The 22,895-nt window shown below is 55.7% G+C and carries 21 protein-coding genes and 1 tRNA gene; 11 read left to right on the top strand and 11 right to left on the bottom strand.

Annotation, left to right across the window (positions count from 1 at the left end; all coding sequences use genetic code 11):
- Window positions 1-25: 25 nt before the first annotated feature.
- Both ACT3RP_RS04645 and ACT3RP_RS04640 read right to left on the bottom strand, forming a co-directional pair.
- Entirely contained in the window at window positions 26-835 is an 810-nt protein-coding gene (locus tag ACT3RP_RS04645) for a hypothetical protein (protein WP_096276105.1), read from the bottom strand.
- An 84-nt stretch (window positions 836-919) separates the two neighbouring features.
- Window positions 920-1,351, bottom strand: a complete 432-nt coding sequence (locus ACT3RP_RS04640; RefSeq protein WP_096276103.1) for a hypothetical protein — start codon at window positions 1,349-1,351, stop codon at window positions 920-922.
- A gap of 37 nt (window positions 1,352-1,388) precedes the next feature.
- Between ACT3RP_RS04640 and ACT3RP_RS04635 the strand changes: the two genes are divergently transcribed.
- Entirely contained in the window at window positions 1,389-2,573 is a 1,185-nt protein-coding gene (locus ACT3RP_RS04635; RefSeq protein ID WP_483393342.1) for a MalY/PatB family protein, read from the top strand.
- 64 nt (window positions 2,574-2,637) lie between these two features.
- Here the strand turns inward: ACT3RP_RS04635 and ACT3RP_RS04630 are convergent, their stop codons facing one another.
- The 3 genes from ACT3RP_RS04630 to ACT3RP_RS04620 all read right to left on the bottom strand — a co-directional run bounded on the left by ACT3RP_RS04630 (window position 2,638) and on the right by ACT3RP_RS04620 (window position 4,790).
- The gene (locus ACT3RP_RS04630) at window positions 2,638-2,991 is read right to left on the bottom strand and encodes a hypothetical protein (protein WP_483393341.1); all 354 of its coding nucleotides are present in this window, start codon (window positions 2,989-2,991) and stop codon (window positions 2,638-2,640) included.
- A gap of 140 nt (window positions 2,992-3,131) precedes the next feature.
- A complete protein-coding gene (locus ACT3RP_RS04625) occupies window positions 3,132-3,785 on the bottom strand; it encodes a DsbA family oxidoreductase (protein ID WP_096276097.1) in 654 nt (217 codons plus the stop codon).
- A 60-nt stretch (window positions 3,786-3,845) separates the two neighbouring features.
- The gene (locus tag ACT3RP_RS04620) at window positions 3,846-4,790 is read right to left on the bottom strand and encodes a co-chaperone YbbN (protein WP_096276095.1); all 945 of its coding nucleotides are present in this window, start codon (window positions 4,788-4,790) and stop codon (window positions 3,846-3,848) included.
- Between the two features lie 192 nt (window positions 4,791-4,982).
- On the opposite strand from ACT3RP_RS04620, the gene ACT3RP_RS04615 reads away from it, so the two are divergent.
- Entirely contained in the window at window positions 4,983-5,465 is a 483-nt protein-coding gene (locus tag ACT3RP_RS04615; RefSeq protein WP_483393340.1) for a lysozyme inhibitor LprI family protein, read from the top strand.
- A 137-nt stretch (window positions 5,466-5,602) separates the two neighbouring features.
- Here ACT3RP_RS04615 and ACT3RP_RS04610 read toward each other — a convergent pair.
- Window positions 5,603-5,679 (bottom strand) — tRNA-Met (locus tag ACT3RP_RS04610).
- A 245-nt stretch (window positions 5,680-5,924) separates the two neighbouring features.
- On the opposite strand from ACT3RP_RS04610, the gene phbB reads away from it, so the two are divergent.
- Window positions 5,925-6,671 (top strand): acetoacetyl-CoA reductase, encoded by a 747-nt coding sequence (phbB, locus tag ACT3RP_RS04605; protein ID WP_444624418.1) that lies wholly within the window; start codon window positions 5,925-5,927, stop codon window positions 6,669-6,671.
- A gap of 112 nt (window positions 6,672-6,783) precedes the next feature.
- On the opposite strand, the gene ACT3RP_RS04600 is transcribed toward phbB, so the two are convergent.
- Window positions 6,784-9,603 carry a DUF349 domain-containing protein gene (locus ACT3RP_RS04600; RefSeq protein WP_483393339.1) on the bottom strand — a complete coding sequence of 940 codons (2,820 nt, stop codon included), beginning with the start codon at window positions 9,601-9,603 and terminating at the stop codon, window positions 6,784-6,786.
- Window positions 9,604-9,791: 188 nt separating this feature from the next.
- On the opposite strand from ACT3RP_RS04600, the gene minC reads away from it, so the two are divergent.
- From minC to sbcB, 4 genes are all read left to right on the top strand, one after another.
- Window positions 9,792-10,547 (top strand): septum site-determining protein MinC, encoded by a 756-nt coding sequence (gene minC, locus ACT3RP_RS04595; protein ID WP_096276087.1) that lies wholly within the window; start codon window positions 9,792-9,794, stop codon window positions 10,545-10,547.
- Between the two features lie 154 nt (window positions 10,548-10,701).
- The gene (minD, locus tag ACT3RP_RS04590) at window positions 10,702-11,520 is read left to right on the top strand and encodes a septum site-determining protein MinD (protein WP_096276085.1); all 819 of its coding nucleotides are present in this window, start codon (window positions 10,702-10,704) and stop codon (window positions 11,518-11,520) included.
- Complete coding sequence (gene minE, locus ACT3RP_RS04585) at window positions 11,517-11,768, top strand: cell division topological specificity factor MinE (RefSeq protein ID WP_096276083.1); 252 nt, start codon at window positions 11,517-11,519, stop codon at window positions 11,766-11,768. Before minD ends, minE begins: the two co-directional genes overlap by 4 nt.
- A gap of 94 nt (window positions 11,769-11,862) precedes the next feature.
- A complete protein-coding gene (gene sbcB, locus ACT3RP_RS04580; protein ID WP_441684529.1) occupies window positions 11,863-13,356 on the top strand; it encodes an exodeoxyribonuclease I in 1,494 nt (497 codons plus the stop codon).
- 43 nt (window positions 13,357-13,399) lie between these two features.
- Here sbcB and ACT3RP_RS04575 read toward each other — a convergent pair whose 3' ends face one another.
- Together ACT3RP_RS04575 and ACT3RP_RS04570 are read right to left on the bottom strand one after the other, a co-directional pair.
- Complete coding sequence (locus ACT3RP_RS04575) at window positions 13,400-16,291, bottom strand: insulinase family protein (RefSeq protein WP_483393338.1); 2,892 nt, start codon at window positions 16,289-16,291, stop codon at window positions 13,400-13,402.
- Window positions 16,291-16,977, bottom strand: coding sequence for an SOS response-associated peptidase (locus ACT3RP_RS04570; protein WP_483393337.1), 687 nt, complete (start codon window positions 16,975-16,977; stop codon window positions 16,291-16,293). Before ACT3RP_RS04570 ends, ACT3RP_RS04575 begins: the two co-directional genes overlap by 1 nt.
- 191 nt (window positions 16,978-17,168) lie before the next feature.
- On the opposite strand from ACT3RP_RS04570, the gene ACT3RP_RS04565 reads away from it, so the two are divergent.
- Complete coding sequence (locus tag ACT3RP_RS04565) at window positions 17,169-17,783, top strand: TetR/AcrR family transcriptional regulator (protein WP_483393336.1); 615 nt, start codon at window positions 17,169-17,171, stop codon at window positions 17,781-17,783.
- Window positions 17,780-18,445 carry a 1-acyl-sn-glycerol-3-phosphate acyltransferase gene (locus ACT3RP_RS04560; protein ID WP_096276073.1) on the top strand — a complete coding sequence of 222 codons (666 nt, stop codon included), beginning with the start codon at window positions 17,780-17,782 and terminating at the stop codon, window positions 18,443-18,445. Before ACT3RP_RS04565 ends, ACT3RP_RS04560 begins: the two co-directional genes overlap by 4 nt.
- Before the next feature lie 26 nt (window positions 18,446-18,471).
- Here ACT3RP_RS04560 and ACT3RP_RS04555 read toward each other — a convergent pair whose 3' ends face one another.
- Window positions 18,472-19,746 (bottom strand): HlyC/CorC family transporter, encoded by a 1,275-nt coding sequence (locus tag ACT3RP_RS04555; protein ID WP_192536226.1) that lies wholly within the window; start codon window positions 19,744-19,746, stop codon window positions 18,472-18,474.
- A gap of 118 nt (window positions 19,747-19,864) precedes the next feature.
- Complete coding sequence (locus tag ACT3RP_RS04550) at window positions 19,865-20,662, bottom strand: cytochrome C assembly family protein (protein ID WP_441684526.1); 798 nt, start codon at window positions 20,660-20,662, stop codon at window positions 19,865-19,867.
- A 259-nt stretch (window positions 20,663-20,921) separates the two neighbouring features.
- Here ACT3RP_RS04550 and ffh point away from each other — a divergent pair, with 259 nt between their 5' ends.
- Together ffh and rpsP are read left to right on the top strand one after the other, a co-directional pair.
- Window positions 20,922-22,349 (top strand): signal recognition particle protein, encoded by a 1,428-nt coding sequence (gene ffh / locus ACT3RP_RS04545; protein WP_444624422.1) that lies wholly within the window; start codon window positions 20,922-20,924, stop codon window positions 22,347-22,349.
- Window positions 22,350-22,596: 247 nt separating this feature from the next.
- Complete coding sequence (gene rpsP / locus ACT3RP_RS04540) at window positions 22,597-22,845, top strand: 30S ribosomal protein S16 (protein ID WP_096276065.1); 249 nt, start codon at window positions 22,597-22,599, stop codon at window positions 22,843-22,845.
- The last annotated feature ends 50 nt before the right edge of the window (window positions 22,846-22,895 follow it).

The following is a 22,895-nucleotide window of genomic DNA, read 5'->3' as shown; positions in this document are numbered from 1 at the left end:
AGGATTATCCCAACCAAGCTCTTGGTCAAGTGGTGCGGCGCTGATACCAAGCGGTCAATTGCATCCATCCCAGCAGCCATAGCGTCGCCGCTGCGAACCCAGCCAATGTGCCCCACAAAAGCCCTAGCGAACTATAAGTGTAGGAAACGCATAGCGTGTAACTTAGCAGTGAGCCTAGTCCCATCGGGAAATGCTTAATGACAGTGGCTACCGGTGCCATGCCATGGTTCAAGTGAAGGATCAGCAGAAAGGGCAGCATAGTGACAGGAAAAGCAGCCAGGGTGCCTGCCCAGGCGGGCGGGAGCCAATGCGCTAGCCGCGTGATTGTAAACACGATGATGGTTGCAAGGCAGGCGCGTGCGGCCAGCGCTGATAGTGAAAATGCACGGCTAGCGGGACTTTTTACATCAGGGATCGCGCGGAACAGCGTACTAAACACGCCAATAGCGCACAGTGTTACTAGCGTACCGCTGAGCCGGGTGAAGTCAAACTGAGTGAGTAGGCTGCTGGCAGTGAACCATGCTATAAAGCCACCGGCCACGCCGCTCGCCATGCCTTTAATGCCGGGCTGTCGTCCGCCTGCCACTAAGTAACCAGCGCCTAACGCTATTGTCGCGGTAAAGCCCGCCAGTGTATGTATCGCGCTTTGGGTTGCAAATGTTGGAGAAATTTCTAAACCAATAAAAAACAGCGTCAAGGACGTTCCTAGCGGGTAGCCGGCGAGTAGCCCGGCCGTACGAGGGCTCGTACGCATCGCAATCGCACCCAGGCCTAATACCATGCTGATTGAGAGGCTGAGTTTCGCTAGCTGCCAAGTGAGCGGAATTTCTAACATGCGGCGTTGCCCTTACGGTTATGGTATCGCTATTTTGATTTTAAGTATTTTATTTTAAAGATATTGATGCATAAGCATCGTCATTTAGACTAAGCGCAGCCCTTGCTGGTCGCGCCACGCGGCCTCTAGCGCATTGTCTAGCGGTGCTTTTAAATGCGTGGGGAGCGCCTCATGAGCGGCCTGTAGTGAGTCAAACGATCGGTTCCGCAGCCAGCAGTAGGCCCAGGCACAGGCTTCAGCATCGCTATTCGGTGTCGGGCGAGCGGGCATTTGATTGAGCAGAAATACCGCCGTACGGGGTGCCCAGAGGGGAATGTCATCCGCGCTGGCCGTGCTCCATGCATCGAGCGTTGAGCCGCTCGGCGTACTTTCAGGCTCACCCAGCTTGGCCACCCGTGCCGTCTCGGCGAGAATCAGCGCCAAGCGGTCAGCATCCGCCTGGCCTAGTGCACGCCACTGGCGCAAAAGAGCGGGAAGCCCAGCGCGCATCTTGGTATAAAAGTCATCTTGCGGCATGCTCAGCACAACTCCTATTGAATGAGTGAGATTTTTTATGGCCTATGATTTTGCCACGCCTATTGAACGCCGCCATCCAGAAGGTGGCTGGGTATCACAGAAATGGCACCGTTACGGTGACAATATCTTACCTCTGTGGGTTGCCGATATGGACTTTTGCTCGCCGCCAGCGGTCATTGATGCGCTACAGGCGAGAGTGGCCCACGGTGTTTATGGCTATGGCGAAGTGCCGGCTACGTTAACAGAAACGCTGTGTCAGTGGAGTGCTCAACACTATGACTGGCGCATTCAACCCGAGTGGCAGCAGTGGTTGCCTGGGGTGGTGCCGGCATTGCACCTAGCAGCGTTGGCCCTGACTGAACCTGGCGACGGCGTATTGACCGTCGCACCGATCTACCCACCTTTCTTAGCGGTGGCTGAGCGAACGGGGCGGCTGCCTCAGCAGGCCATGCTGGCGCAACCTACCGCGCCGGGCGAGCCTTGGCAGCTCGATATCGCTGCTCTAGAGGCGGCAATTACGCCTAGAACACGCTTGTTACTGTGGTGTCAGCCTCATAACCCGACCGGCCGTGTATGGCGACATGAAGAGCTGGCAGCGCTGGCTACGCTGGTGGAGCGCCACGACCTTTGGGTAGTGTCAGACGAGCTGCACTGTGACCTGCTATTAAGCGAGGGGGCGCAGCATCGCCCGTTGGCCGCGGCGTTTCCTGGACTAGCGAAGCGCACCATTACGCTGTGGGCACCGTCTAAAACCTTTAATTTAGCCGGTTTAACCAGCGCCTGCGCGGTGATTCCCGATGCTACGCTGCGCAAGCGATTTGCCGCCGCAGCAAAAGGGCTGCTTCCTGACGGTAATGTGCTGGGCTTGGTTGCGGCGGAGGCCGCTTATCGTGAAGGAGAGGCGTGGCGACAGGCACTGTTAAATGTATTACGCGAGAATCGCGACACCCTGCAAGCGCGCGTGGCGACTTGGCCGGGCGTTAATTGGCATGCGTCTGAGGCCACCTATTTGGCATGGCTAGATATGCGCGAGGCGGGGCTGGGTGAGGCGCCATATCAAACACTGCTGAGCGAGGTGGGCGTGGCGCTCTCGGACGGAGCAGCCTTTGGTTGCCCCGGCTTTGTGCGGCTTAACTTTGGCACCACTGCTTCTCTGCTGGAAGTGGCGTTGTCGCGTATGGACGCCATGTTGAAAAACAAAGGCGTTAGATACGGAGATTAAGGCATCGCTAAGTACAGGGAGGGGCGCGGACTAAACGCCGCGACCCCTCTTCCGAGAGGGCGTGCTACTGGCGCTGCTTCAGCTCTGCACTCAGGCGATCGTTCATGGCATACATATCATCACACAGCGCCTGGGAAGGCTGGTGGTTAGAACCAGGCTCCATCATTTCCAGTTCGTCTGCGTGCTTAGCAATCGTATTATTCACACCTGCATTCTGAAGAATGCTTTCCATTTCAGCCATTGCATCGCTGTTTTGAGCGTCCGAGGACATTCTTTGCTCGGCAAACTGCGCCATCTGAATTTGAACTTCCTGATTGGCAGTCATCAGCGCTTCGGCTGAGCACTCTTGTGTTTGGGCGCTAGCAGCATGGCTGACGAAGAGGCCTAGGAGCACGAGTGCGGAGATAGTTTTTTTCACGAAACGATACATCCTATGATAATGGGCAATCGCCCATGCTATAACAATTTTATGCCAGTTGCTAAAAGCATTCTGCAAGTAGCAAGGTTCGTTGGAACGAGCGCTGCAGCTATATCTGGCAACAGAGCTTGCATGCCACTTCAATCCTGCATCTCCTCCAACTGCTCCAGAATATGGGTGTAGTTTGCTATTCCCTGTGCGCCCGTCACAAGATGACGGCGATTGAAAATAACGGCTGGCACGCCTTGAATGCCTTGTTCCCGCGAAACTCGCTGCGCATCGCGCACTTCTTCAGCAAAGCGTTGACTCTCAAGAATCGCTAGAGCTTCGGAGCGATCCAGGCCAATCTCTGCGGCTATTTCTGCCAGCACATGGTTGTCAGAAAGATGGCGCTGATGGGTGAAGTGAGCAGTAAAAAGAGCCAGTTTAAGATCGTGCATACGCTCTTGCTGGCCGGCCCAATGCAGAAGCTGGTGTATGTTGAAGGTGTTGTACGTACGCGTATCGTCACTGAAGCGGAACTCGAACCCGACATCTGCACCAAGCGCTGTCATCTTGCGCCGACTCTCTTCGGACTCCTGGGCACTGGTACCATATTTCTCAGCAATATGGTCGCGCAGGTTTTGGCCCTCAGGCGGCATGTCAGGGTTCAGCTCAAATGAGTGCCAATGAATCTCATGCGCTGTGTCGGTTGCTTTTAACGCCTCGGCCAGTTGTCGGTAGCCGATGATGCACCAGGGGCAAACGACATCCGACACGATATCTATGCGTAATGGCTTGTCTTGTTTGTTCATGATTCCTCAAGCAGCGTTGTCAGATATGCGCGCCATGCGTAAGAAGATGTGAAAAGTTGCTTAATAGAGCATTGCAAAGAGTTTGCGGCGGTAGGCAACGGTCAGTGGATGGTCCGCGCCTAGCGCATCGAACGCCTGAAGGAGCGTTTTACGCGCTGCGTCATCGTTGTAGGCGCGGTCTTGCTTCATCAGCGCAAGCAGCGCCTGTAGACCTTCATCATAGTGGCCATCCGCGATTTGGCGCAGAGCCCGCTGATACTGCGCCTCGCTATCGGTGCGATCAGCAAGCGCGGCGATCTCGTCAGCCGAGAGTGCCTGCTCGCTAAACTCGATGCTGGCACGTACTCCACGCGCAGGCGCGGCATCGCGTTCTTCCGGCGGTAAATTATTCAGCACGTCTCGCGCTTCGTCATAGCGATTTTCGGCGACCAGCACGCGCGCAAACGCTATTTGATAGGCATAGTGTTCAGGATATTGGCCAATGAGCGTTTGATAAATATCGCGCGCGCCAGCGGTATCGCCTGCTTTTAGGGCTTCTTCCGCCAGATCTTCTGGGCTGGGCGGGGCTTCGCCGGAAGCGGGGAAGTAGCGGTTTAACCACTCACGCACTTCTTTTTCAGGCAGCGCACTTTGGAAGCCATCCACTAAACCACCCTGACTGATTAGCTTTACATCAGGCACAGAGCTCACGCCTAGTTGACCAGCAATTTCTGGATTGGTATCAATGTCGAGCTTGGCAAGTAGGAAGGCGCCTGCGTATTCAACCGCTAGCTTTTCCAGCACCGCGAGTAGCGTCCTGCATGCCTCGTTGGCAGGCGAGTAGCAGCCCATTAGCACCGGAACCTGCTTTGATGCTTCCAGAATCTGCTGAATATTGCCTGCATTCAGCTCAATAATGACATCTTCGGGACGTACGTTTGCTCGCTCAGCGTTCGCGGTCGTCGTTGCGGTATTGTCAGGATCGGCAGTAAGCGGCTTACCCGAGCGGGGGTCAATAATTTGCATGGCTAGACTCAACCTTAAAAAAGAAGAAAGCTACCCATGATATGCAGGCGCTGCGGGGAATATTCAACCGTGACATTGGCTGGCAAGGAATATAGAAGCGCTTAATCATGCTATAACAATGGGAAAGCTGATACGGTGTTCGTATCTTAGATGCGTTACAAGTAAAGATACGCCGTCATGGAAGGAATACTGATGATGTTAGTGAAGCTACTTAGGCTACGCCTGTGCCTTGTCGGCATTGTTGCTTGGGCTTTATGCACAAGTACGTCTTATGCTCAGGATGAGCAGCCGTATCGTCAGAGTATCGAAGAGTGTTTGGCGGCGACTGACACCTTTGGAGAGAAGGTCGATTGTATTGGTCAGCCGGCGCATGAGTGCATGGCTAATCGTAGCGATGGCGATACGGCAGAGGCGATGACCGAATGCTACGAGGATGTGCTGCAGTCTTGGGATGCTAGGTTGAGTGAGGCCTATAGCGCAATGCAGGCCGAGCAATCCACTGAGCTTCTGCGCACACAGTTACTCGATGCGCACCGCACTTGGCTGTCTTTTCGCGATGGCATGTGTGAATTCATTTCGGTTCAAGACCCCACCATCGCCAATCTTTCTGAGATGCAGTGCGTCACGCAGTTGACGGGCGAGCAGGCGCTGCGCTTAGAATCTATGTTGGAGTAGTGCATGCTTGAGTGAATTAAGCTTAGCTGCCAAAGACTGATCGTCGACAGGGATGTCATTCAGCATAGATAGGGAGTTTTCTGGAACCCAGAAAGCAAAAAAACCAACACCCATAAGGTATTGGCTTCTTCTATATTTGGTAGCGGGGACCGGATTTGAACCGATGACCTTCGGGTTATGAGCCCGACGAGCTACCATACTGCTCCACCCCGCATCAACTTGTGGCGTATTCTACAGGCTTTTTGCGTGAAGTCAACAGGCGTATTAACACGTTCGGCTTATAGCGGTTCGCGGCGTACTACTGCAACATTAAGGGCGTATCGCGATGCTTCAAATAGTCACAATAAAAAGCTTACGCTGGTGTATTGCTTGACCAGCGGGCGGACTAGAGTAGTACAGGCGCAGGCGTAATGCTGTGCTGTTAGGTTCAAGTCATTTGTCATATCAGGGAGGTAGTCAATGGCCAATCAAGCCCCCGTCGCCTGGGTAACTGGTGGAACTGGTGGTATCGGTACGGCGATTTGCCGTTCGTTGGCAGAGGCGGGTTATCTGGTCGTCGCGGGTTACCGCAACCCCGATAAGGCCAAAACCTGGCTAGAAACGCAGCAGGCTGACGGCTACAGCAATATCGAACTATCCGGCGTCGACCTGTCCGATCACAATGCCTGCCTGGAAGGTGCCCGCGAAATTCATGACAAGTACGGACCCATCAGTGTGCTCGTGAACTGTGCGGGCATTACGCGTGATGGCACCATGAAAAAAATGTCTTATGAGCAGTGGTACGAAGTGCTCGATACCAACCTCAACAGCGTTTTTAATACGTGCCGCAGCGTCATTGAGATGATGCTTGAGCATGGCTATGGACGGGTTATTAATATTTCATCCATTAATGGCCGCAAGGGGCAGTTTGGCCAGGTCAACTACGCGGCCGCCAAAGCTGGGATGCACGGTTTAACCATGTCATTGGCGCAGGAAACAGCGACCAAGGGTATTACCGTTAATACCGTATCGCCTGGCTACATCGCCACCGATATGATTATGAATATTCCAGAAAAAGTGCGTGAAGCCATCAGGGAAACGATTCCAGTGAAGCGCTATGGTACGCCGGAAGAGATTGGCCGTCTGGTCACTTTCTTAGCCGATAAGGAGTCAGGATTTATTACGGGCGCTAACATCGATATCAATGGCGGTCAGTTTATGGGCTAGTGGCTCGCTATTAGCTGATAACGGCATGTGTGCTTGGTTATGTGAACACGCAAACGGGAGGCTTTTCAGCCTCCCGTTATTGTTTTATTGATGGCGTTAAGCCACGCTTTCGCTAAGGCAGCGGCACTCTTGCTAGCCGGCTCAGTAGATTATCAAACTCTTCCACTTCAGCGGCCCATAGCGCGGCAGGCATCGGCCCTAGCGCCAATAGTGCAGCTAAAATGTCAGTGACATTCTGGTCACGGCTACGTTCTTGATTAAAGCCTTCATTCAGGCGCTCTACCTGAATGGCAAGGCGTAAAGGCTCATCGCTTTGGCGCACGCTGCCCAGTGCCAGCATTGAAAGGTGCACTCTCAAGCGAGCGAGAGAGTCAGCTATTTTGCTGAGTTCCGCATCTGAGAGCGGTGCCTTAACGCTGAGGCGCTGTTCATTGCGTGCGTGATGAGCGGCGATGAACTCTGCGGGAAGCGCAGCGCTGAGTATCGTTTGAGCATCAACATCGTCGGCAATGGCCTCGCCTAGATAGTGCTCGTCGGCAGCTAAGTGAGCATTCACTAACGGCATGATGGCGTGCCACTGCTGGACCGTATCGGCGATCGCAAGACGGTTCAAGCGCTCTCGTCGCGCGCGGACTATGCCGCTCATGCGGCGCTGCATGCCTTCGCTACGTCGATTATGTGGCAGCGGTTCTAGCTGGCTGGCCTGCTTGAGGAAGTTGTCGAGGCTGGTCGCCTCGCTGACGTTAATGGGCTGCCAGCTCTCCATTTGGTCAATTAGCGTCTGCATATCATCCAGCTGTTTTTGCTGACGCGCGGCCTGCTCGTTTTTATGCGCATCGCGCTGGGCAAAGAGCTGATCGCACTCGTGACGAAAGTTTTTCCAAAGCGCTTGCTCTTCACCCTTAGGCGCACGGCCTAGTGCACGCCACTGGCGCTGAAGCTGTTTCGTCAGATGGATACGCTGTGCCAGCGGCTGGCTATCGTCGCTGCGCAGCGCTACGACTTGGCTAATCAGCGCCAATTTTTGTGATGCGATGGTCTCAGCGCGCTGGTCTATCAGCGTTTGCAGGCGATGACGAATGACGCCAAAGCGACGCCCTACGGCCTCAGAGCCTTCTCGCGGGATGGGACTGTAATGGCGCCATTGATGGCGTGCTTTATCGCGAATCTGTCGAAGTATATCGGGGTCAGCATCTTCTGCGGGCTGTTCCAGTAGGCTTTCAAGCTGATCGCAAAGGGTCTCGCGAGCTTTCAGGTTGGCCGCACGCTCTTCGCTCAATTGATCCCGCCAAGGGGCCAGGCGTTCATGAATGCTGTCTGAAGCGGTGCGAAAACGAGCGGACTGCTCTCGATTAGCCGCCGCGTCACCCAGGGATTTCCACTCTTTGACCAGCTGGCGATGATGACGGTCGAGCGCTTCTTCGTCCATGTGCAGATCGCTGGCCAGTGCTTCAATGCTGGCGCACAGCTGCTCTCGTTTTGGCCCGGCGACAAAGCCACGCCAATCGCGAAGCTCTGCAAGTCGGGCGGCAAGATGCTTTAAACGTACTTTGAGAGGCTGGGCAGCGATGCTTTCTAGTGCTTCTATGTTGGGTTTAAGCCGCTGGTGAAGCCGGCTAGCGCTCTTAAAGGCACCGCGTTCTAGCAACTGCTCAAATGTATCCAGCTCCGCCGCATGGGTCTCTACTGTGGCCGTATCTTCAGTGGTCGGCTGTGCCGGGGCGGCATTTTCCGCGCTGAGAGCCGCCTGGGCGCGGCTCAGTAAGCTTGGCGACGAAAAGCTTTCGGGCCACTGGCACTGAGCAACCAGCGTTGCCAAATCCGAGTGATCGCCATTGCCCAGGGCAATTTCGATAGCAGGGCTGGTAGCGCTCCAGCGTTGCCATGTTTCTAAGCACTGGTCGTAGTGCTGAATGGCCCTTGCATGGCGTTGGCGGAGGGTGTCGCTAGGCGGATGCATGTCGGACAGCGTTTGCCAGCGCTGGCCTAAAAGCTGGCGCTGGGCGCGCAGGCTGTCGATATCTTGGGCAGTTATGGCGCTGGCATGACGCAGGCCGTCAAGGGTCTCTTCGATACCTTCAAGCAGCTGCTCGCGGGTATTTTCGGCTTCGTCGCGCTGCTCTGCACTTTGCTGACGCGCCTGCTCTTGGGTTTCGTGGTCGTGCAACGTCTTGCGGCCGTTGAGCAGGGCGTGGTGGAAACGTTGGTCCTGCTCAACGCTGGCGGGCTGAGTAAGCTGTTCCCACTGGCGATGGAGGTGGCGGAGGCGGCCGCCGTAAAGAGGCTCCCAGGGCGCACGGGCATGCTGCTCAAGCTGATTAAGCAGCTTTTCTCGCTGCTGCTCTTCGGCTTCCTGCCACTGAGCGTCGCTGCGTAGGCGGTTAAGACGATCACGCGCTAAGCGAACCACCTGGCGATCACGGCGGGCTTCTTTCAGTAACCGCTTCAGCCCTTCTTCGTCTTCAATGCGCTCGGCGGCCTGATGGCGAACGGCCGCCACGCCGTTATGACACGCCTGATGGATCAAGTCATTGTCATCAGTGAGCTTATCCAGCGCGCTCATGCGCAGACTGAGATTATCGCCTTGCAAGGCAACGGCGCTCAGCGCTCGCGGCTCGTCGATCTGCTCAATAAGTGTTTGGCGCTGCTGCAGATCGGTATGGCCCTCACGTCCACTTACCCGTTGGCAGACGGCATTAAACCAGGCGTTTTCTTGCAGGTGTTGTGGATACGCTTTGACGAGGCCCGCACAGTCATCAAGAGCGAGCAGCGCGGCAAGCTGAATGTGACTATCGCTATCTTGAGCGAGCGACTGCAGCGCTTGGCGCTGTTCGTTATGCTGTGGGTCGAGTCGCTGGAGGGCCTGGCGGCGGACCTCAGGGTCCGGGTGCTGCCACCGAGGGGCGAACAGGCGTCTTAACAGTCCGTGCATGGATCATCCTGCTGTATGAGGTGTATAGCGCTAAAAAAAAGCAGTCTTCTACGACAAGGCGGTTGCAGTCACCGGCGCTGTCGCTTAGCTTGGTCTTACTATGATCTGGTAAGCGACTATTTTCTACATCACAATGCGTGAATAGTGCGCTACCTTTATCTAATCTAAACATGACATGGAGTTCGGCCATGAGCCTTAACTTGGATAGTGCCGCAGTGGCCTTTACCTTCAAAGGTGGCATGCTGCCGATGACCGTCATGGAGCTAAGCAGCGCCGACCCGGAACGTATCCGTTTGCAGCTGGCCGGCAAGCTATCGCAGGCCCCCGCATTCTTTCAGCATACACCGGTTGTGCTCAGCGTGGAAAAGCTGAATGAACCCCACTTAGCCCTTGAGCGTATTTGTGCTGTGTGTCGGGATCACAAACTTTTGCCTGTGGCCGTGCGTGGAGGAACCGAGCCGGTGCGCCAGTCGGCATGGGCACTTGGACTGGGCTGGTTTCCTCCGGTTGAAGAAGGCCGTGCACGCGCGCTTGAAAGTGTTGATAGAACGCCAGTGCATGAAGTAACCGCTGAAGACGCGACAAGACAAAATGAGCAGTCAGATGCGCCTGCACTTGGTACACGTCTTTTCCGTGGCACCGTCCGTTCGGGGCAGCAGGTCAGTGCCTCTGAGGGAGATCTGGTTGTGATTGGCGCCGTCAATGCCGGGGCGGAGGTACTAGCCGCCGGCAGTATTCATGTGTATGGCGCGCTGCGTGGTCGTGCTTTAGCGGGTATTCACGGCAATATTCAGGCGGGTATTTACTGCCGTGAACTTGAGGCGGAGCTGTTATCCGTGGCGGGTAATTACAAGCGCATGGAAGATATTGATTCACAGCTGCTGGGGCGGCCAGCAGAAGTTCACTTTACAAAAGAACAGCTTGAAATTAAGCCACTCGGTTAATGTGGTGCGACCGCTGGCAGGCGCTTTACGCCTAGCGACGCCGAAGACACTATCCGTTACAGTGTGGCAAGTTGATAACATTGACGTTCCCGTTATGCGTAGAGCGCTTGATCACTCGCGCTCACGACAAATGACTTCAAGAAGGAAGTGACCTTTGGCCAAAATAATTGTAGTGACCTCTGGTAAAGGAGGGGTTGGTAAAACCACCAGTGCAGCAGCAATAGCCACAGGGCTTGCGCTGCGTGGTAAAAAAACCGTCGTCATCGATTTCGATGTGGGTCTGCGTAATCTGGACCTCATCATGGGCTGCGAGCGTCGCGTGGTGTACGACTTAGTCAACGTCATTCAAGGCGAAGCAGGGCTGAATCAAGCGTTGATTCGCGATAAGCGCGTTGAAAATTTGTTTATTTTGCCGGCCTCACAAACCCGCGACAAAGATGCGTTAACCCAGGAAGGCGTTGCCGAAATCCTGGAGAAGCTGAAAGAAGATTTCGATTTCATTCTGTGTGATTCCCCCGCGGGTATTGAGCGCGGCGCGCAGCTGGCTATGTATTTTGCCGATGAAGCGGTTGTAGTGACCAACCCTGAAGTCTCGTCAGTGCGCGACTCAGACCGTATTTTAGGGCTGCTGGCCTCTAAAACGCGCCGCGCAGAGCAGGGTGAAGACCCTATTAAAGAGCACCTGTTGGTGACGCGTTACAACCCTGAACGAGTCACCTCTGGTGACATGCTGACACTGGACGATATTCGCGAAATTCTAGCAATTAATTTGCTAGGCTTAATTCCTGAGTCAGAAGCCGTGCTACGCGCATCTAACCAGGGCGTACCCGTTACGCACGATATCTCTAGCGATGCAGGCCAAGCATACAGCGATACGGTGTCGCGCTTGCTCGGTGAAGACATACCGCTGCGCTTTCATGAGGTGCAGCGCAAAAGTCTACTGAGCCGCATGTTCGGGGGAGGTCGTCGATGAAATTACTGGAATTTTTGAAGCGTGAGCGCAGGAAATCCGCTTCGGTGGCAAAAGAGCGTTTGCAAATCATTGTCGCGCATCAGCGTGGTCAGCGCGGTCAGCCGGATTATATGCCGCTGCTTGAGCGCGAGCTGCTAGAGGTGATTCGTCGTTACGTTAAGGTAGACGACGATGCGATTCAGATTTCGCTGGACAGTGAAGATAACTGTTCCGTGCTGGAGCTGAACGTCACTCTGCCTAAGGGTTGAGGTCAAGCGCTGAGTCAAAGCGCTGAAGACGCGGCGAAAGGGGTGGCGGGTGTGCTAGGCTTGGGCTTTTCATTGCCCAGCGGAGTGTTTATTCATGGCGCCACCCAATGCTGCCCCTGCCAGTTTTCTCTGGCATGACTATGAAACCTTCGGGGCTGACCCGCGACGCGACCGTCCTGCTCAATTCGCGGCGCTGCGTACGGATTCCGAGTTAAATGAAATCGGTGAGCCGATAGAGCTTTACTGCAAACCAGCCGATGACTATTTGCCCCATCCCACTGCCTGTTTGATCACCGGCATTACCCCCCAAAAAGCCCAGCGTCATGGCCTCCCTGAGGCAGAGTTTGCAGGCCAAATTCAGCGCCATATGAGCGAGCCTGGTACCTGCGTGGTGGGTTACAACAGCCTGCGGTTTGACGATGAGATTTCGCGTCATCTGTTTTATCGCAACCTGCTTGATCCCTATTCGCGCGAGTGGCAAAACGGCAATTCCCGCTGGGATTTAATCGATATTGTGCGCGCTTTTTATGCACTGCGCCCGGCCGGTATCGAGTGGCCGCTGCGCGAAGACGGCGCGCCTAGTTTTAAGCTTGAACACTTAACCGCGGCCAACGGTATTGCCCATGAGGGCGCCCATGACGCGGTGGCCGACGTGCGGGCGACGATTGCGCTGGCCCGCTTACTTAGGGCACGTAATGCAAAGCTATTTGATTATCTACTCGGTCTGCGCGGTAAGCGTGCAGTTGCTCACCAGCTCGACTTAGCTAACGCCAAGCCGCTGCTGCACATCTCGCGCCGCTACCCTGCAAGCCGCGGATGTAGCGCATTGGTGATGCCGCTAGCCGAGCACCCCTCCAATCCAAACGGCGTGATTGTCTACGACTTAAGCGTTGATCCTGATGATTTGCTCAGCATGTCAGCACAACAGATTCGTGACCGCGTGTTTGTTAGTCAGCAGGATTTGACCGAAGGCGAAGCACGGATTCCCTTGAAAGTAATTCATATCAATCGCTGCCCGGTGGTTTTCCCCGCCAGTGCTTTGAAAGACGTTGAGGGGCCGCAGCAGGGCGAGTACGGCAGCATCGTCACGCGTTTAGGGCTCGATGTTGCAGCCTGTCGGCAGCACTGGAAAACGCTGCGCGATGCCAGCGGCATAGCAGAAAAAGTCGCAGAGGTGTTTAGTGCAGGCTACGACGACGGCTCGCAGGATCCTGATCTAATGCTTTATTCGGGCAGCTTTTTCTCCGCCGCAGACCGTCAGCAGATGGAGCGTGCGCGCACCATGGAGCCCTGGGATCTAGTGGGCGAGCGCTTTGCGTTTCAAGATGCGCGCCTGGAAGAGATGCTGTTTCGCTTTCGTGCCCGCAGCTACCCAGACACCCTGGAAGGCGACGAGCGAGAGCAGTGGGAGGCGTTTCGCTGGATGCGCATCAACGACCCAAGTTTAGCCGGCTTTACGCTTAAGGCATTTGCGCGCGAAATTGCCCAATACAATCAGCAAACGCTCAGCGATCGTGAAAGGCAAATTCTAGAAGAGCTGGTGATGTTTGTAGAGGCAATGATGCCGGCCCAGGCATTTGACGCCTGAGCCGGTGGTAGTGAGATCCTCCTTAGCGCTTGATGGCTAAGCGTTAAGGATTGCTCTGCTCATTGTGAACCGTAGGCAGTGCTGAAAGCGCTGCTCTGTAGGCTTCGATGTTGCTGCTGGGTTTATCGCCGGGGTTAAAGCGCACGTCCAGAGTATGTGCCCGCAGCGATGGCCAAAGTGTCTTTATATCGTCAAGGCTAACGTTCAGCACCAGGTCGGCTAACTGGCTGCGTCGATCAAAGCGTACGTCTTCCAATGCCGTTGCCTGCCAGTAGCGGTTGGCCATGCCTGAGAGGCTGGTATCTCGCTGGCGCAGCTGGGTGTTGATCGCCTGGCGGTGGGGGGCTAGTTCTTCGTCGCTCAGCTGGGCAAGGCGCTGGCCAGCTTCTTCAAGAAACGCCTCCATACGCTCAGCGATAGTGTCGCTGTCGGTATCGGGAGATTGCACCATCATGGCGATGCCTGGCGCATTGAGCAGCGGTGAATAGCCGGCGTTGACGATGTAGCCAAGCTGCTGCTCGGTGCGCAGCTGCTGGTAGAACGGCGTTTCCAGCCACTGGGCGATGACCATCGTTGCTGCCTGCTCTTCAGGCGTTTGGTCACGACCTTGTAAATAGCGCAGCACCAGCGACTCATCCCGTGAGCTGTCAGGGTGCAATACGCTAGGCTCATCACTTACGGCCAGCGGCGTTAGCGTGGCAATGTCGTCGCGGGTCAGGCGGGGCTGTAGCCGGTCACGTATCAGCTGTGCCTGTTCTCGCGCTAGCGCTGCGTCGGTATTGCCAACCGCCATTGCGTCGACATAAAGGTCGCTTAGAAAGCGCTCGCGGAAATCTTCCAGATGGCGACGATCAAACCGCTGGCTAGCAGTGAGGAGCTGCGCGTTAGACCATTGCGGCGTTAGCAAGGCTTCGCCCAAAGTACTGCTGGCTTGGCCGTAAAGAGCGCCTTGAGGGGCGTTGTGCAACTCGCGCTGCAGTTGGTAGCGCACGCGTTCAAAGGCGCTGTCGCTGATGTGGGCGTTCTCCAATTGGTCCAGTGCTTGCTCAATGAGCGGCGTTTGCCCATCGCGCCAGCCGGAGAAAGACAGCGTCATGCCTCGGGCGTGTGGGTAAGCGCTGAACGCCTGGCCCGCTAACCATGCAGGATAAAGCGATTCGTTGAGGCTGTCGTTGAGCCATCCGGCGAGCAGCTGGGTGAGAACGGCTTCTTCCGCTGAGTAGCTTGTAGTGGGATTTTGTAAGCTGACTCGCCATTCAACGCTGGGCGTGTTGAAGCGCGCATCCTGCATGTGCCAAGCGCTAAACGTGGGGGTTTCTACTAGCGCACTAGGCTGTTCGTCTTGGCCGTCTAGCAGCGTCAAATCGCTGGCAATAAAGGGGTTGGGGGCGGGTAGGGCTAAGCCGCTTAGTGCTTGGCCCGCTGTGCCAGGTTCCTGTTCTTTCCACTGCGTATTGAACCACGGCGATACGGTCTCGCTTTCAATATCCGTCGCGGAATAAAAGCGCAGCATGTTATCCGGCGTGAGCGCATCTAGATAAGCCTGCTGACGCTCTGCGTCCAGACCGTCCATGCGATAAGCCGCATACTGCACGTCCTCTACGGGATACCGCGACAGGCTCATGGAAAGCTGAGTGGCCTCCTGCTGAGGGGCGCCGTGCTGCTGAAAGCGAAAGCCCTGTTCGTTAAGGCTTTTCTGTTCATCGTAGCGCCATGCGTTAAGGCCGTCGTTGCGCAACTGCTCAGCCGCTGCAAATAGCGTGGCCTGAATGTCATCCAAGCGCTCCGCGCCTGCTGGCGTCAGGCTGATGGAAACGGTGAACAGCGCATCGTTACCGTCACCGCGGCCAACGCCGGCGGAAAGCCCGTCGGCAAGCCCTGCATCTCTTAAGACGGCCAGTAGGCTGCCATCGCCCTCGTCACCGAGCAGGTGTGAGATCAACTGCGACGGTTTAGTGCGGTAGTCATCGGTAGGGTCCGGGACGGGAAAGTAAAAGCGTAGCTGGCGACGGTCTTGCAGCGACTGGCGCTCAATATAGCGGGGCAGGGTGTCAGCATCCACGAGCGGCGCATCAATAGTTGGCACGCTTAAGTCGTTGTCGGGAATGTCAGCGAAGCGTTCGGCCACCCACTCTTCCAGCGTGTCCAGCGGCTGAGGTGCGACAATGGCAAGATTCATGACGTTGGCGTCGTAATGCTGGTGATAAAAATCAATAACCCGTTCACGCAGCGTTGCTTCACCTTCGGGCGGGCTGGCGAGCGTTTCACGGCTTCCCACGGCAAAGCCCGTCGTCGCATTATCAGGGTCAAGTAGCTGATTAAGCACATCGTTTTCGCGTCGGGACTCATCGCGAATACGTGCCATATACTCCGAGTGAACGATATTACGCTCGCTGGCTAAATGATCTGCATTGAACAGCGGTGAAAGGAAAAATTCGCTAAAGCGGTCTAGTGCGCCGGGTAGCGCCGATGGCTCAATGTCAAAGAAGTAATTGGTGTCTTGCTGAGCGGTGAAGGCGTTATGAGAGCCCGCGTTATCCGAAATGTAGCGCTGATAGCCGTCCGATTCGGGGTAGGGTTCGGTGCCTAAAAACAGCATGTGCTCAAGGAAATGGGCTAATCCCTTAAGATCGTCAGGATCTTGAGCGCTGCCCACGCGAACATTCATTGATGCGGCCGCTTTGTCTGCTTCTGGGTCGCTGACGATAAGCACATTGAGCCCATTCTCCAGCGTCAAAACGCGATAGTCGCGGCTGTCATAAGGGCTGATGATCGGAGTGATTGTGTCCTTAATCGCGTCTTTAGTAGCGCCAGTCGCCGTGGTGTCACTATCATCGGCTAGCGCGCAAGAGGCTATTCCGAGGCTCACAAAAAAACCAAGCAGCGCGCGCTGAGGCAGAGCGCGCCAGTGCATTAAACTAGAAGATCGCAACATTACAGCTCCTGAGGCACAGCCCAGCGCAGCATCGACCCGGTGGGATGGGCGCAGGCCGGTGACTGATAGGCGGGATTATTGACATATTTAGATACCGGAAAAGCGCCTAACAGTTCCAAAGGCGCCGGCGCTAATAGTGAATTAAGCGTTTGTGAGTCGGTGTCCGGGTTAAGCCATGCGGATAGCGCATGGCTTGGGATGACCACCGGCAAGCGGTCGGTCAGCGGTGATAAAAGAACATTGGCGGGCACGGTGATGAGCGCGGCTGAGTCACTAAACGCCGTTAGCGTGGTGTGGTAGCGGCACCATAGCGCGCCTAGCAGTAGCGGCGCCCGTGATACCTGGGTGACCAAGTAAGGCTGCTTGCTGCGCGGCTGATTTTTCCATAGATAGAAGCCGCTGACCGGGATGACGCAGCGGCGTGCGTTAAACGCATCGCGAAACATTGCTCGAGATTCAAGCGTTTCGGCTCGCGCGCAGTGAGGCGCATGATCTAGCACCTCGAGCCAGGGGGGCGTTAATCCCCAGAAAAGCGACGATAGCCGATACTGGCCCTGCTCAGCGCGAATTGCGGAGATGGGCTGTCGAGGCGCAAGGTTGGGCGATTCAATCAGCGGCTCAGATGTGTCGAGCGTCGGCAATAAACGGGTCAGCGGTAAGTTTTGCACATGCAGTCGCCCCGTCATACTTACCTCCTTTAGCAAAATCGTCGTGGAAGTGTACCTGTATAGCGGGAGACTTCGCGCAATAAAGCACGAAAGGGTGTTTTTTAGTGTCGAAAACAGTGTTCGATATAAGGTATCCTATATCACCCGTTGTTCCGACTAAAGTGCAGCGAGGCTTCCTTCTTGTTTGTTGTTGACCTTAAGAGATCGCCATGGCCCGTCCTAGACAGCATGCGCCCGATGCCCTCCATTCGCAGGTGATGAACGCTTGTGATGAGTGGTTGGCTGAGCAGCCAGTCCATGGTCTTTCACTGCGTGCCTTGGCGCGAGACGTCGGCTGTGCTCCCAGCACGCTGCTCAAGCTATATGGCAGCTTTAATAACTTATTGCAGCACGTTAATGTTGAGTCGCTAGCCCGCTTACAGCACACCATTACTAGCCTTGCCGATGACGACCCGGAGCCATGGCTGCGCGCGTTGGCGCATTCCTACTGGCGGTTCGCTGAGCAGGATTGCTACCGCTGGCAGCTACTTTTTGATTATCCGCTGGCGCAAGAGGGCGAGCTGGATCAGCGCCAAAGCGATTTGATCGAAGCGCTATTTACGCAGGTGGAGGCGTCGCTTAAATCTTATCAGCCTGCACTGGATGATCTTGAGGCACGTCGTTTGGGGCGTACTCTGTGGGGCAGTGTGCACGGCCTTGTTCAACTGGGCCTGAATGAGCGATTGGGCTACTGGCAAGGTCAGCAGTTAAAGGTTGATGAACTGTTGGATCAACTCATGAGCACCATTCTGGCGGGTTTGCGTCACCGTGAGGCATCGTCGTGACGGGGTGGGTTAATGCAGCTCGCCAAGTGTTGCGCTGGCTTATTTTTGTTTCAATGCGGCTTTGCTATCGGCTGCAAGTGCACGGTCGTCAGCATATTCCCCGTCAGGGAGCCGCGCTGGTGGTGTGTAACCACGTAAGCTTTATGGATGCGCTGGTGCTTGGAGGCGCGAGTCCTCGCCCGCTGCGCTTTGTGATGGATCAGCCGATTTTTGATTCCCCGTGGTTTAAATGGTGGTTTCAGCTGGTGGGGGCTATCCCTATTGAGTCCGAACGGCGCAGCCCGGGTGCTATAAGGCGTGCGTTGGATGATGTCAGCGAGGCGCTGCGCCAAGGTCAAATTGTCATGGTGTTTCCCGAGGGGCGATTAACCCCCGATGGCGAAATTCACGCCTTCCGGCGCGGTTTAGAGACGATTCTGGCGCGCGACGACGTACCGGTCATTCCCGCCGGGTTGGCAGGTCTGTGGGGGTCGTGGACCTCTCATCATGGCGGCAAAGCGCTTAAGAAATGCCCCCGGCGTTTCCGCGCCCCGGTCAGTTTGCACTTTGGGCCAGCGCTAAACCGTCTGGATGCTGACGACATGGCGCTAAGGCGGTTTCTTGAAGCGCGAGTGAGGGCGCTAAAGGCTGCGGCCGATCAGGACCTCGCCAATCGCCGCTGAAGGATGCTCTGCTGGCGAGCCTTAGCCTAGCGGCGTGGCAGGCGAGCTTTCTGCCAGCAGCGTGCTGAGGTGATGAGGTTGTCGCGAATCTCTAATATCTCCATACGCATATTGCCGATCTGTAGGCATGCAGGGCCTTCTGGAAACGCCTCAAGATGCTCAAGAATTAGCCCGTTCAGCGTTTTGGGCCCATCGGTAGGCAGCTGCCAGCCGAGCATTTTGTTAATCTCCCGGATATTGGCGGTGCCTTCAATCACATGGCTGCCGTCATCCTGCTGATGAATCTCTTCATCTTCGGACACGTCAGTGGTGAACTCGCCCACGATCTCTTCCAAAATATCTTCCAGCGTGACGAGGCCGTCCACGTCGCCATACTCATCGACGACGATGCCGATGCGCCGCTTCTGCTTTTGAAAATTGAGTAGCTGGGTATGTAGCGGCGTCGATTCAGGAATAAAGTAGGGTTCGCGGGCTTCCTGAACAATCGAGGCTTTGGTGACTTCGTCGCGAGAGAGAAAGCGTGCCGCATTGCGAAGGTGCAGCATGCCAATGATGTTATTGATATCGCCTTTATATACCGGCAGTCGCGTGTGCTGGCTGGTGCGAATCTGAGTCAAAATATCTTCTAAAGAATCATCCAGATCGATACCCAGTACCTCATGGCGCGGCACCATAATATCGTTCACCGTGACGTTCTCCAGATCGAGAATGGAGAGCAGCATCGCGCGGTGGCGGTAAGGGATCAGCGTGCCGGCTTCATGAACGACGGTGCGCAGCTCGTCGCGCGTCAGGCTGTCGCCACCGCTATCAACGCTTTTAACGCCAATGAGTCTGAGTAAGCCATTCGACATCACGTTGACCAGCCATACCAGCGGATAAAGCAGCTTTAGCAGCGGCTCAAGCGCATAAGACGTGGGGTAAGCAATGCGTTCTGGCTTAATCGCGGCGTAGGTTTTGGGCGTAACTTCAGCAAAAATCAAAATGGTAATGGTCAGCAGGGCGGTAGAAATGGCAGGCCCTGATACGTCGCCAAAAAAGTGAATAGCGATAATCGTGGCAATCGATGCGGCTAAGTTATTAACGAAGTTGTTGCCGATCAGAATGACGCCAATCAGGCGGTCTGGGCGGGTGAGCAGGCGCATAACCCGTTTTGCTCTGCGATCACCGCTGTTAGCCTGATGGCTCAAGCGGTAGCGGTTGATCGACATCATGCCGGTTTCAGAGCTGGAAAAAAAAGCAGAAAGCACTATCAGTAAGGCTAGCAGGCCGAACAGTAACCCCAGGGGGAAGTCGTCGCTCAAGTCGAAAGGTCCTTTGTGGCGTATTAGGCTCGTTTTTAGAAGGTAGCGAGTAGTGTGTCAAGACAACTAAAGGCGTGGTTGCGCCTCGTCAGCAATTAAGCCGTTATCGGTTGAGTAGCTATCGATTGAGTATAATCTCAAGTACAAATTTGCTGCCAAAGTAAGCCAGCACGAGCAAGCCGCAGCCGCCTAGCGTCCAGCGCACGGCGCGCATGCCGCGCCAGCCAAAGCGATAACGGCCTATCAACAGCGTGGTGAAGATTATCCAGGCCAGGAGCGACAGCACTGTTTTATGCGCTAAGTGCTGGGCAAAGAGATTGTCGAGGAAAATGAGCCCGCTAGCGATGGAGAGCGTCAGCAAGATAATGCCGGCCCACACAAGTTCGAAGAGCACCCGCTCCATGGTCGTGAGCGGCGGTAACGATTGCACAATGCCACGTATATGATGGTGGCGAAGCGCTTGGTTCTGCAGGCCCACCAGCACTGCCTGGGCCGCGGCAATCGCCAGTACGGCAAACGCAAGCGCCGAGCTTACCGCATGCAGCAAAATGCCGGGCGTTAGGCCGGTATGACCCCCTTGATTCGGTAGCCAAGTGGCTGCCAAGAGCGCAATGCCTGCCAGCGGGAATAGTGCAATGCCAGCGTTTAAAACCGGTTTGAACAGGCTAGCCACGAGCAGCACATTAACCGCTACGGCCATCAGTAGCGTGGCGCTAGTGGAAAAGCCTGGCAAAAGCCCTGGGGATTGTCCTACCAGTTTGATCGCCACGGGGATGTGCAGCAACAGGCCCAGCACGGCGATTAGGCGCACCATACCTTGGCGCGGCGGCACGCGCCGGAACAATGTCATGCCCTGCCAAATGGCAGCGGCGACATAGAGAATAAAGGCCATCGTGGCGAAAGGGAGCGCCTGCATTGATGCTATCCGTGCGCCTTGCAGCGCGTTGCTTTAAATAAGTAAACGACGTTAAGAGCGGTTGCGGCCAAAACCTACTCCGCTACTATAACGAATCCAAGCCATATCGCACAGCCGTGCACGCGTATACGAAAATAGCGTGCTGGCTCTCATGATCGTCAATGCGCCCCATGGAGACTCAGGGCGTGAACGCGTATAATCGCGGCACATCAGTCCAGGGCGTGCGCGCCGACGGCAGTGACGGAGGCAGAGAGGCCCCATGTTCCAGAATCTTAGTGAGCGTCTTTCCCAGACGCTAAAGTCGATCAAAGGCCAGGCTCGCCTGACCGACGACAATATTAAAGACACCTTACGCGAAGTGCGCCGAGCACTGCTTGAGGCCGACGTAGCGTTGCCGGTCATCAAGGAGTTTATTGAACGCGTGCGCGAGCGGGCCGTTGGGCAGGAAGTATCCAAAAGCCTGTCGCCCGGTCAGCAGTTCGTCAAGATCGTTCAGCAAGAGCTGGAAGCGATCATGGGCGAAGCTAACGATGGCTTCGTGCTTAAAGGCTCCCCCGCGGTTGTATTAATGGCGGGTCTACAGGGTGCGGGTAAAACCACCTCTGTGGCCAAGCTGGCTCGCTATCTGCGTGAGCGCGAGAAGAAAAAAGTGCTGGTAGTGTCTGCCGACGTCTATCGTCCGGCGGCTATCGACCAGCTGGAAACGTTGGCGAAAGAGGTCGAGGTAGACTTCTTCCCGTCTCGCTCTGATCAGCAGCCGGTCGCGATTGCCGAAGCGGCGATCAAGCACGCTAAGATCCAGTTTCACGACGTAGTGTTGATCGATACCGCCGGCCGCCTGGCGATTGATGAAGCGATGATGGCGGAAATCCAGGCGCTGCATAAAGCAGTCTCGCCTCAGGAAACGCTGTTTGTGGTCGATGCCATGACCGGTCAGGATGCCGCCAATACGGCTAAGGCATTCAGCGAAGCGCTGCCGCTGACCGGGGTGATCCTGACCAAGGCCGACGGTGATGCTCGTGGTGGCGCGGCGCTGTCAGTGCGCCACATTACCGGCAAGCCGATCAAGTTTATGGGTGTCGGTGAGAAAGTCGATGCCCTGGAACCGTTCCATCCCGACCGCGTGGCCTCGCGCATCCTCGGTATGGGCGACATGCTGTCGCTGATCGAGGAAGCTGAGCGCACCGTCGATAAATCCAAAGCCGCCCAGCTTGCCAAAAAAGTTAAGAAGGGCGATGGCTTTGATCTGGAAGATTTTCGCGACCAGCTCCAGCAGCTTAAAAAAATGGGCGGTATGGGTGGCCTGTTAGGTAAGCTGCCTGGTATGGGGCAAATGGCCGAGATGGCCCAAGGCCCAGGCCCTGAGAAAGAGATGGGCAAGCTTGAAGCGCTGATTAACTCCATGACGCCTAAAGAGCGCCGTAAGCCCGACCTGATCAACGGTTCGCGCAAGCGCCGTATTGCCGCCGGTGCAGGCCTGCAAGTGCCGGACCTTAATCGTCTGCTCAAGCAGCATAAGCAGATGCAGAAAATGATGAAAAAAGCCGGCCAGAAGGGCGGCATGCAGAAAATGATGCGCGGCATGTCAGGCATGATGGGCGGCGGTGGCTCGGGTGGCCCAGGTGGAATGGGCGGCCCCGGCGGCATGGGCGGTATGGGCGGCCCCGGTGGATTGCCGCGACGCTAAAGTAGGCATCTGCTCGCTGGGTAAGGTTGACGGCCTTTGAGTTTTCTGGCTGTCAGGCTTTCCAAGCAGAGCGCATTTGCGTAGAATGCGGCCTCTTCATGCGTGGGTGTTGCCTAAAAGCGCGTAAAGCGCGGCAGCAGCGCCCATCAATGAAGGCCTTTATATAGCATGTAGCACGACGAGTGTTCCGACGGCGCTAAGCGCTAGAAATACACTCTCGTAACCTCAACCGAAGGATAGTTATCGTATGGTTACCATTCGTTTGGCCCGTGGTGGCGCCAAGAAGCGTCCCTTTTACCACCTGACCGTTACTGATTCTCGTAACGCTCGCGACGGTCGTTTCATCGAGCGTATCGGCTTCTTTAACCCGGTAGCCCGTGGTCAGGAAGAGCGTCTGCGCGTTGACCTAGACCGCGTTATTCACTGGCAGAGCCAAGGCGCCCAGCTTTCTGGTCGTGTTGCTGAGCTGGTTAAAGAAGCACGCAAACAGGCATAAGCCTGCTGTGTGAGACTTGCTGTGTGAAATTAGTTGAGTGCTAGGTAGCT

Origin of the sequence: Halomonas sp. AOP5-B2-8 (genome assembly GCF_052376475.1) — a bacterium.
GTDB lineage: Bacteria > Pseudomonadota > Gammaproteobacteria > Pseudomonadales > Halomonadaceae > Vreelandella > Vreelandella casei.
Note: the sequence above shows the minus strand (reverse complement) of the source record. Positions and strands in the feature narration are given on the sequence as shown.

Bases quoted from the DNA above. Each gene is read 5' to 3' on its own strand.
- ffh (WP_444624422.1), top strand. From the start codon at position 20,922: ATGTTCCAGAATCTTAGTGAGCGTCTTTCCCAGACGCTAAAGTCGATC.
- ACT3RP_RS04615 (WP_483393340.1), top strand. From the start codon at position 4,983: ATGATGTTAGTGAAGCTACTTAGGCTACGCCTGTGCCTTGTCGGCATT.
- minC (WP_096276087.1), top strand. From the start codon at position 9,792: ATGAGCCTTAACTTGGATAGTGCCGCAGTGGCCTTTACCTTCAAAGGT.
- ACT3RP_RS04625 (WP_096276097.1), bottom strand. From the start codon at position 3,785: ATGAACAAACAAGACAAGCCATTACGCATAGATATCGTGTCGGATGTC.
- ACT3RP_RS04570 (WP_483393337.1), bottom strand. From the start codon at position 16,977: ATGACGGGGCGACTGCATGTGCAAAACTTACCGCTGACCCGTTTATTG.
- sbcB (WP_441684529.1), top strand. From the start codon at position 11,863: ATGGCGCCACCCAATGCTGCCCCTGCCAGTTTTCTCTGGCATGACTAT.
- minE (WP_096276083.1), top strand. From the start codon at position 11,517: ATGAAATTACTGGAATTTTTGAAGCGTGAGCGCAGGAAATCCGCTTCG.
- ACT3RP_RS04600 (WP_483393339.1), bottom strand. From the start codon at position 9,603: ATGCACGGACTGTTAAGACGCCTGTTCGCCCCTCGGTGGCAGCACCCG.
- ACT3RP_RS04620 (WP_096276095.1), bottom strand. From the start codon at position 4,790: ATGCAAATTATTGACCCCCGCTCGGGTAAGCCGCTTACTGCCGATCCT.
- ACT3RP_RS04575 (WP_483393338.1), bottom strand. From the start codon at position 16,291: ATGTTGCGATCTTCTAGTTTAATGCACTGGCGCGCTCTGCCTCAGCGC.
- rpsP (WP_096276065.1), top strand. From the start codon at position 22,597: ATGGTTACCATTCGTTTGGCCCGTGGTGGCGCCAAGAAGCGTCCCTTT.
- ACT3RP_RS04645 (WP_096276105.1), bottom strand. From the start codon at position 835: ATGTTAGAAATTCCGCTCACTTGGCAGCTAGCGAAACTCAGCCTCTCA.
- ACT3RP_RS04565 (WP_483393336.1), top strand. From the start codon at position 17,169: ATGGCCCGTCCTAGACAGCATGCGCCCGATGCCCTCCATTCGCAGGTG.
- ACT3RP_RS04635 (WP_483393342.1), top strand. From the start codon at position 1,389: ATGGCCTATGATTTTGCCACGCCTATTGAACGCCGCCATCCAGAAGGT.
- ACT3RP_RS04640 (WP_096276103.1), bottom strand. From the start codon at position 1,351: ATGCCGCAAGATGACTTTTATACCAAGATGCGCGCTGGGCTTCCCGCT.
- phbB (WP_444624418.1), top strand. From the start codon at position 5,925: ATGGCCAATCAAGCCCCCGTCGCCTGGGTAACTGGTGGAACTGGTGGT.
- ACT3RP_RS04550 (WP_441684526.1), bottom strand. From the start codon at position 20,662: ATGCAGGCGCTCCCTTTCGCCACGATGGCCTTTATTCTCTATGTCGCC.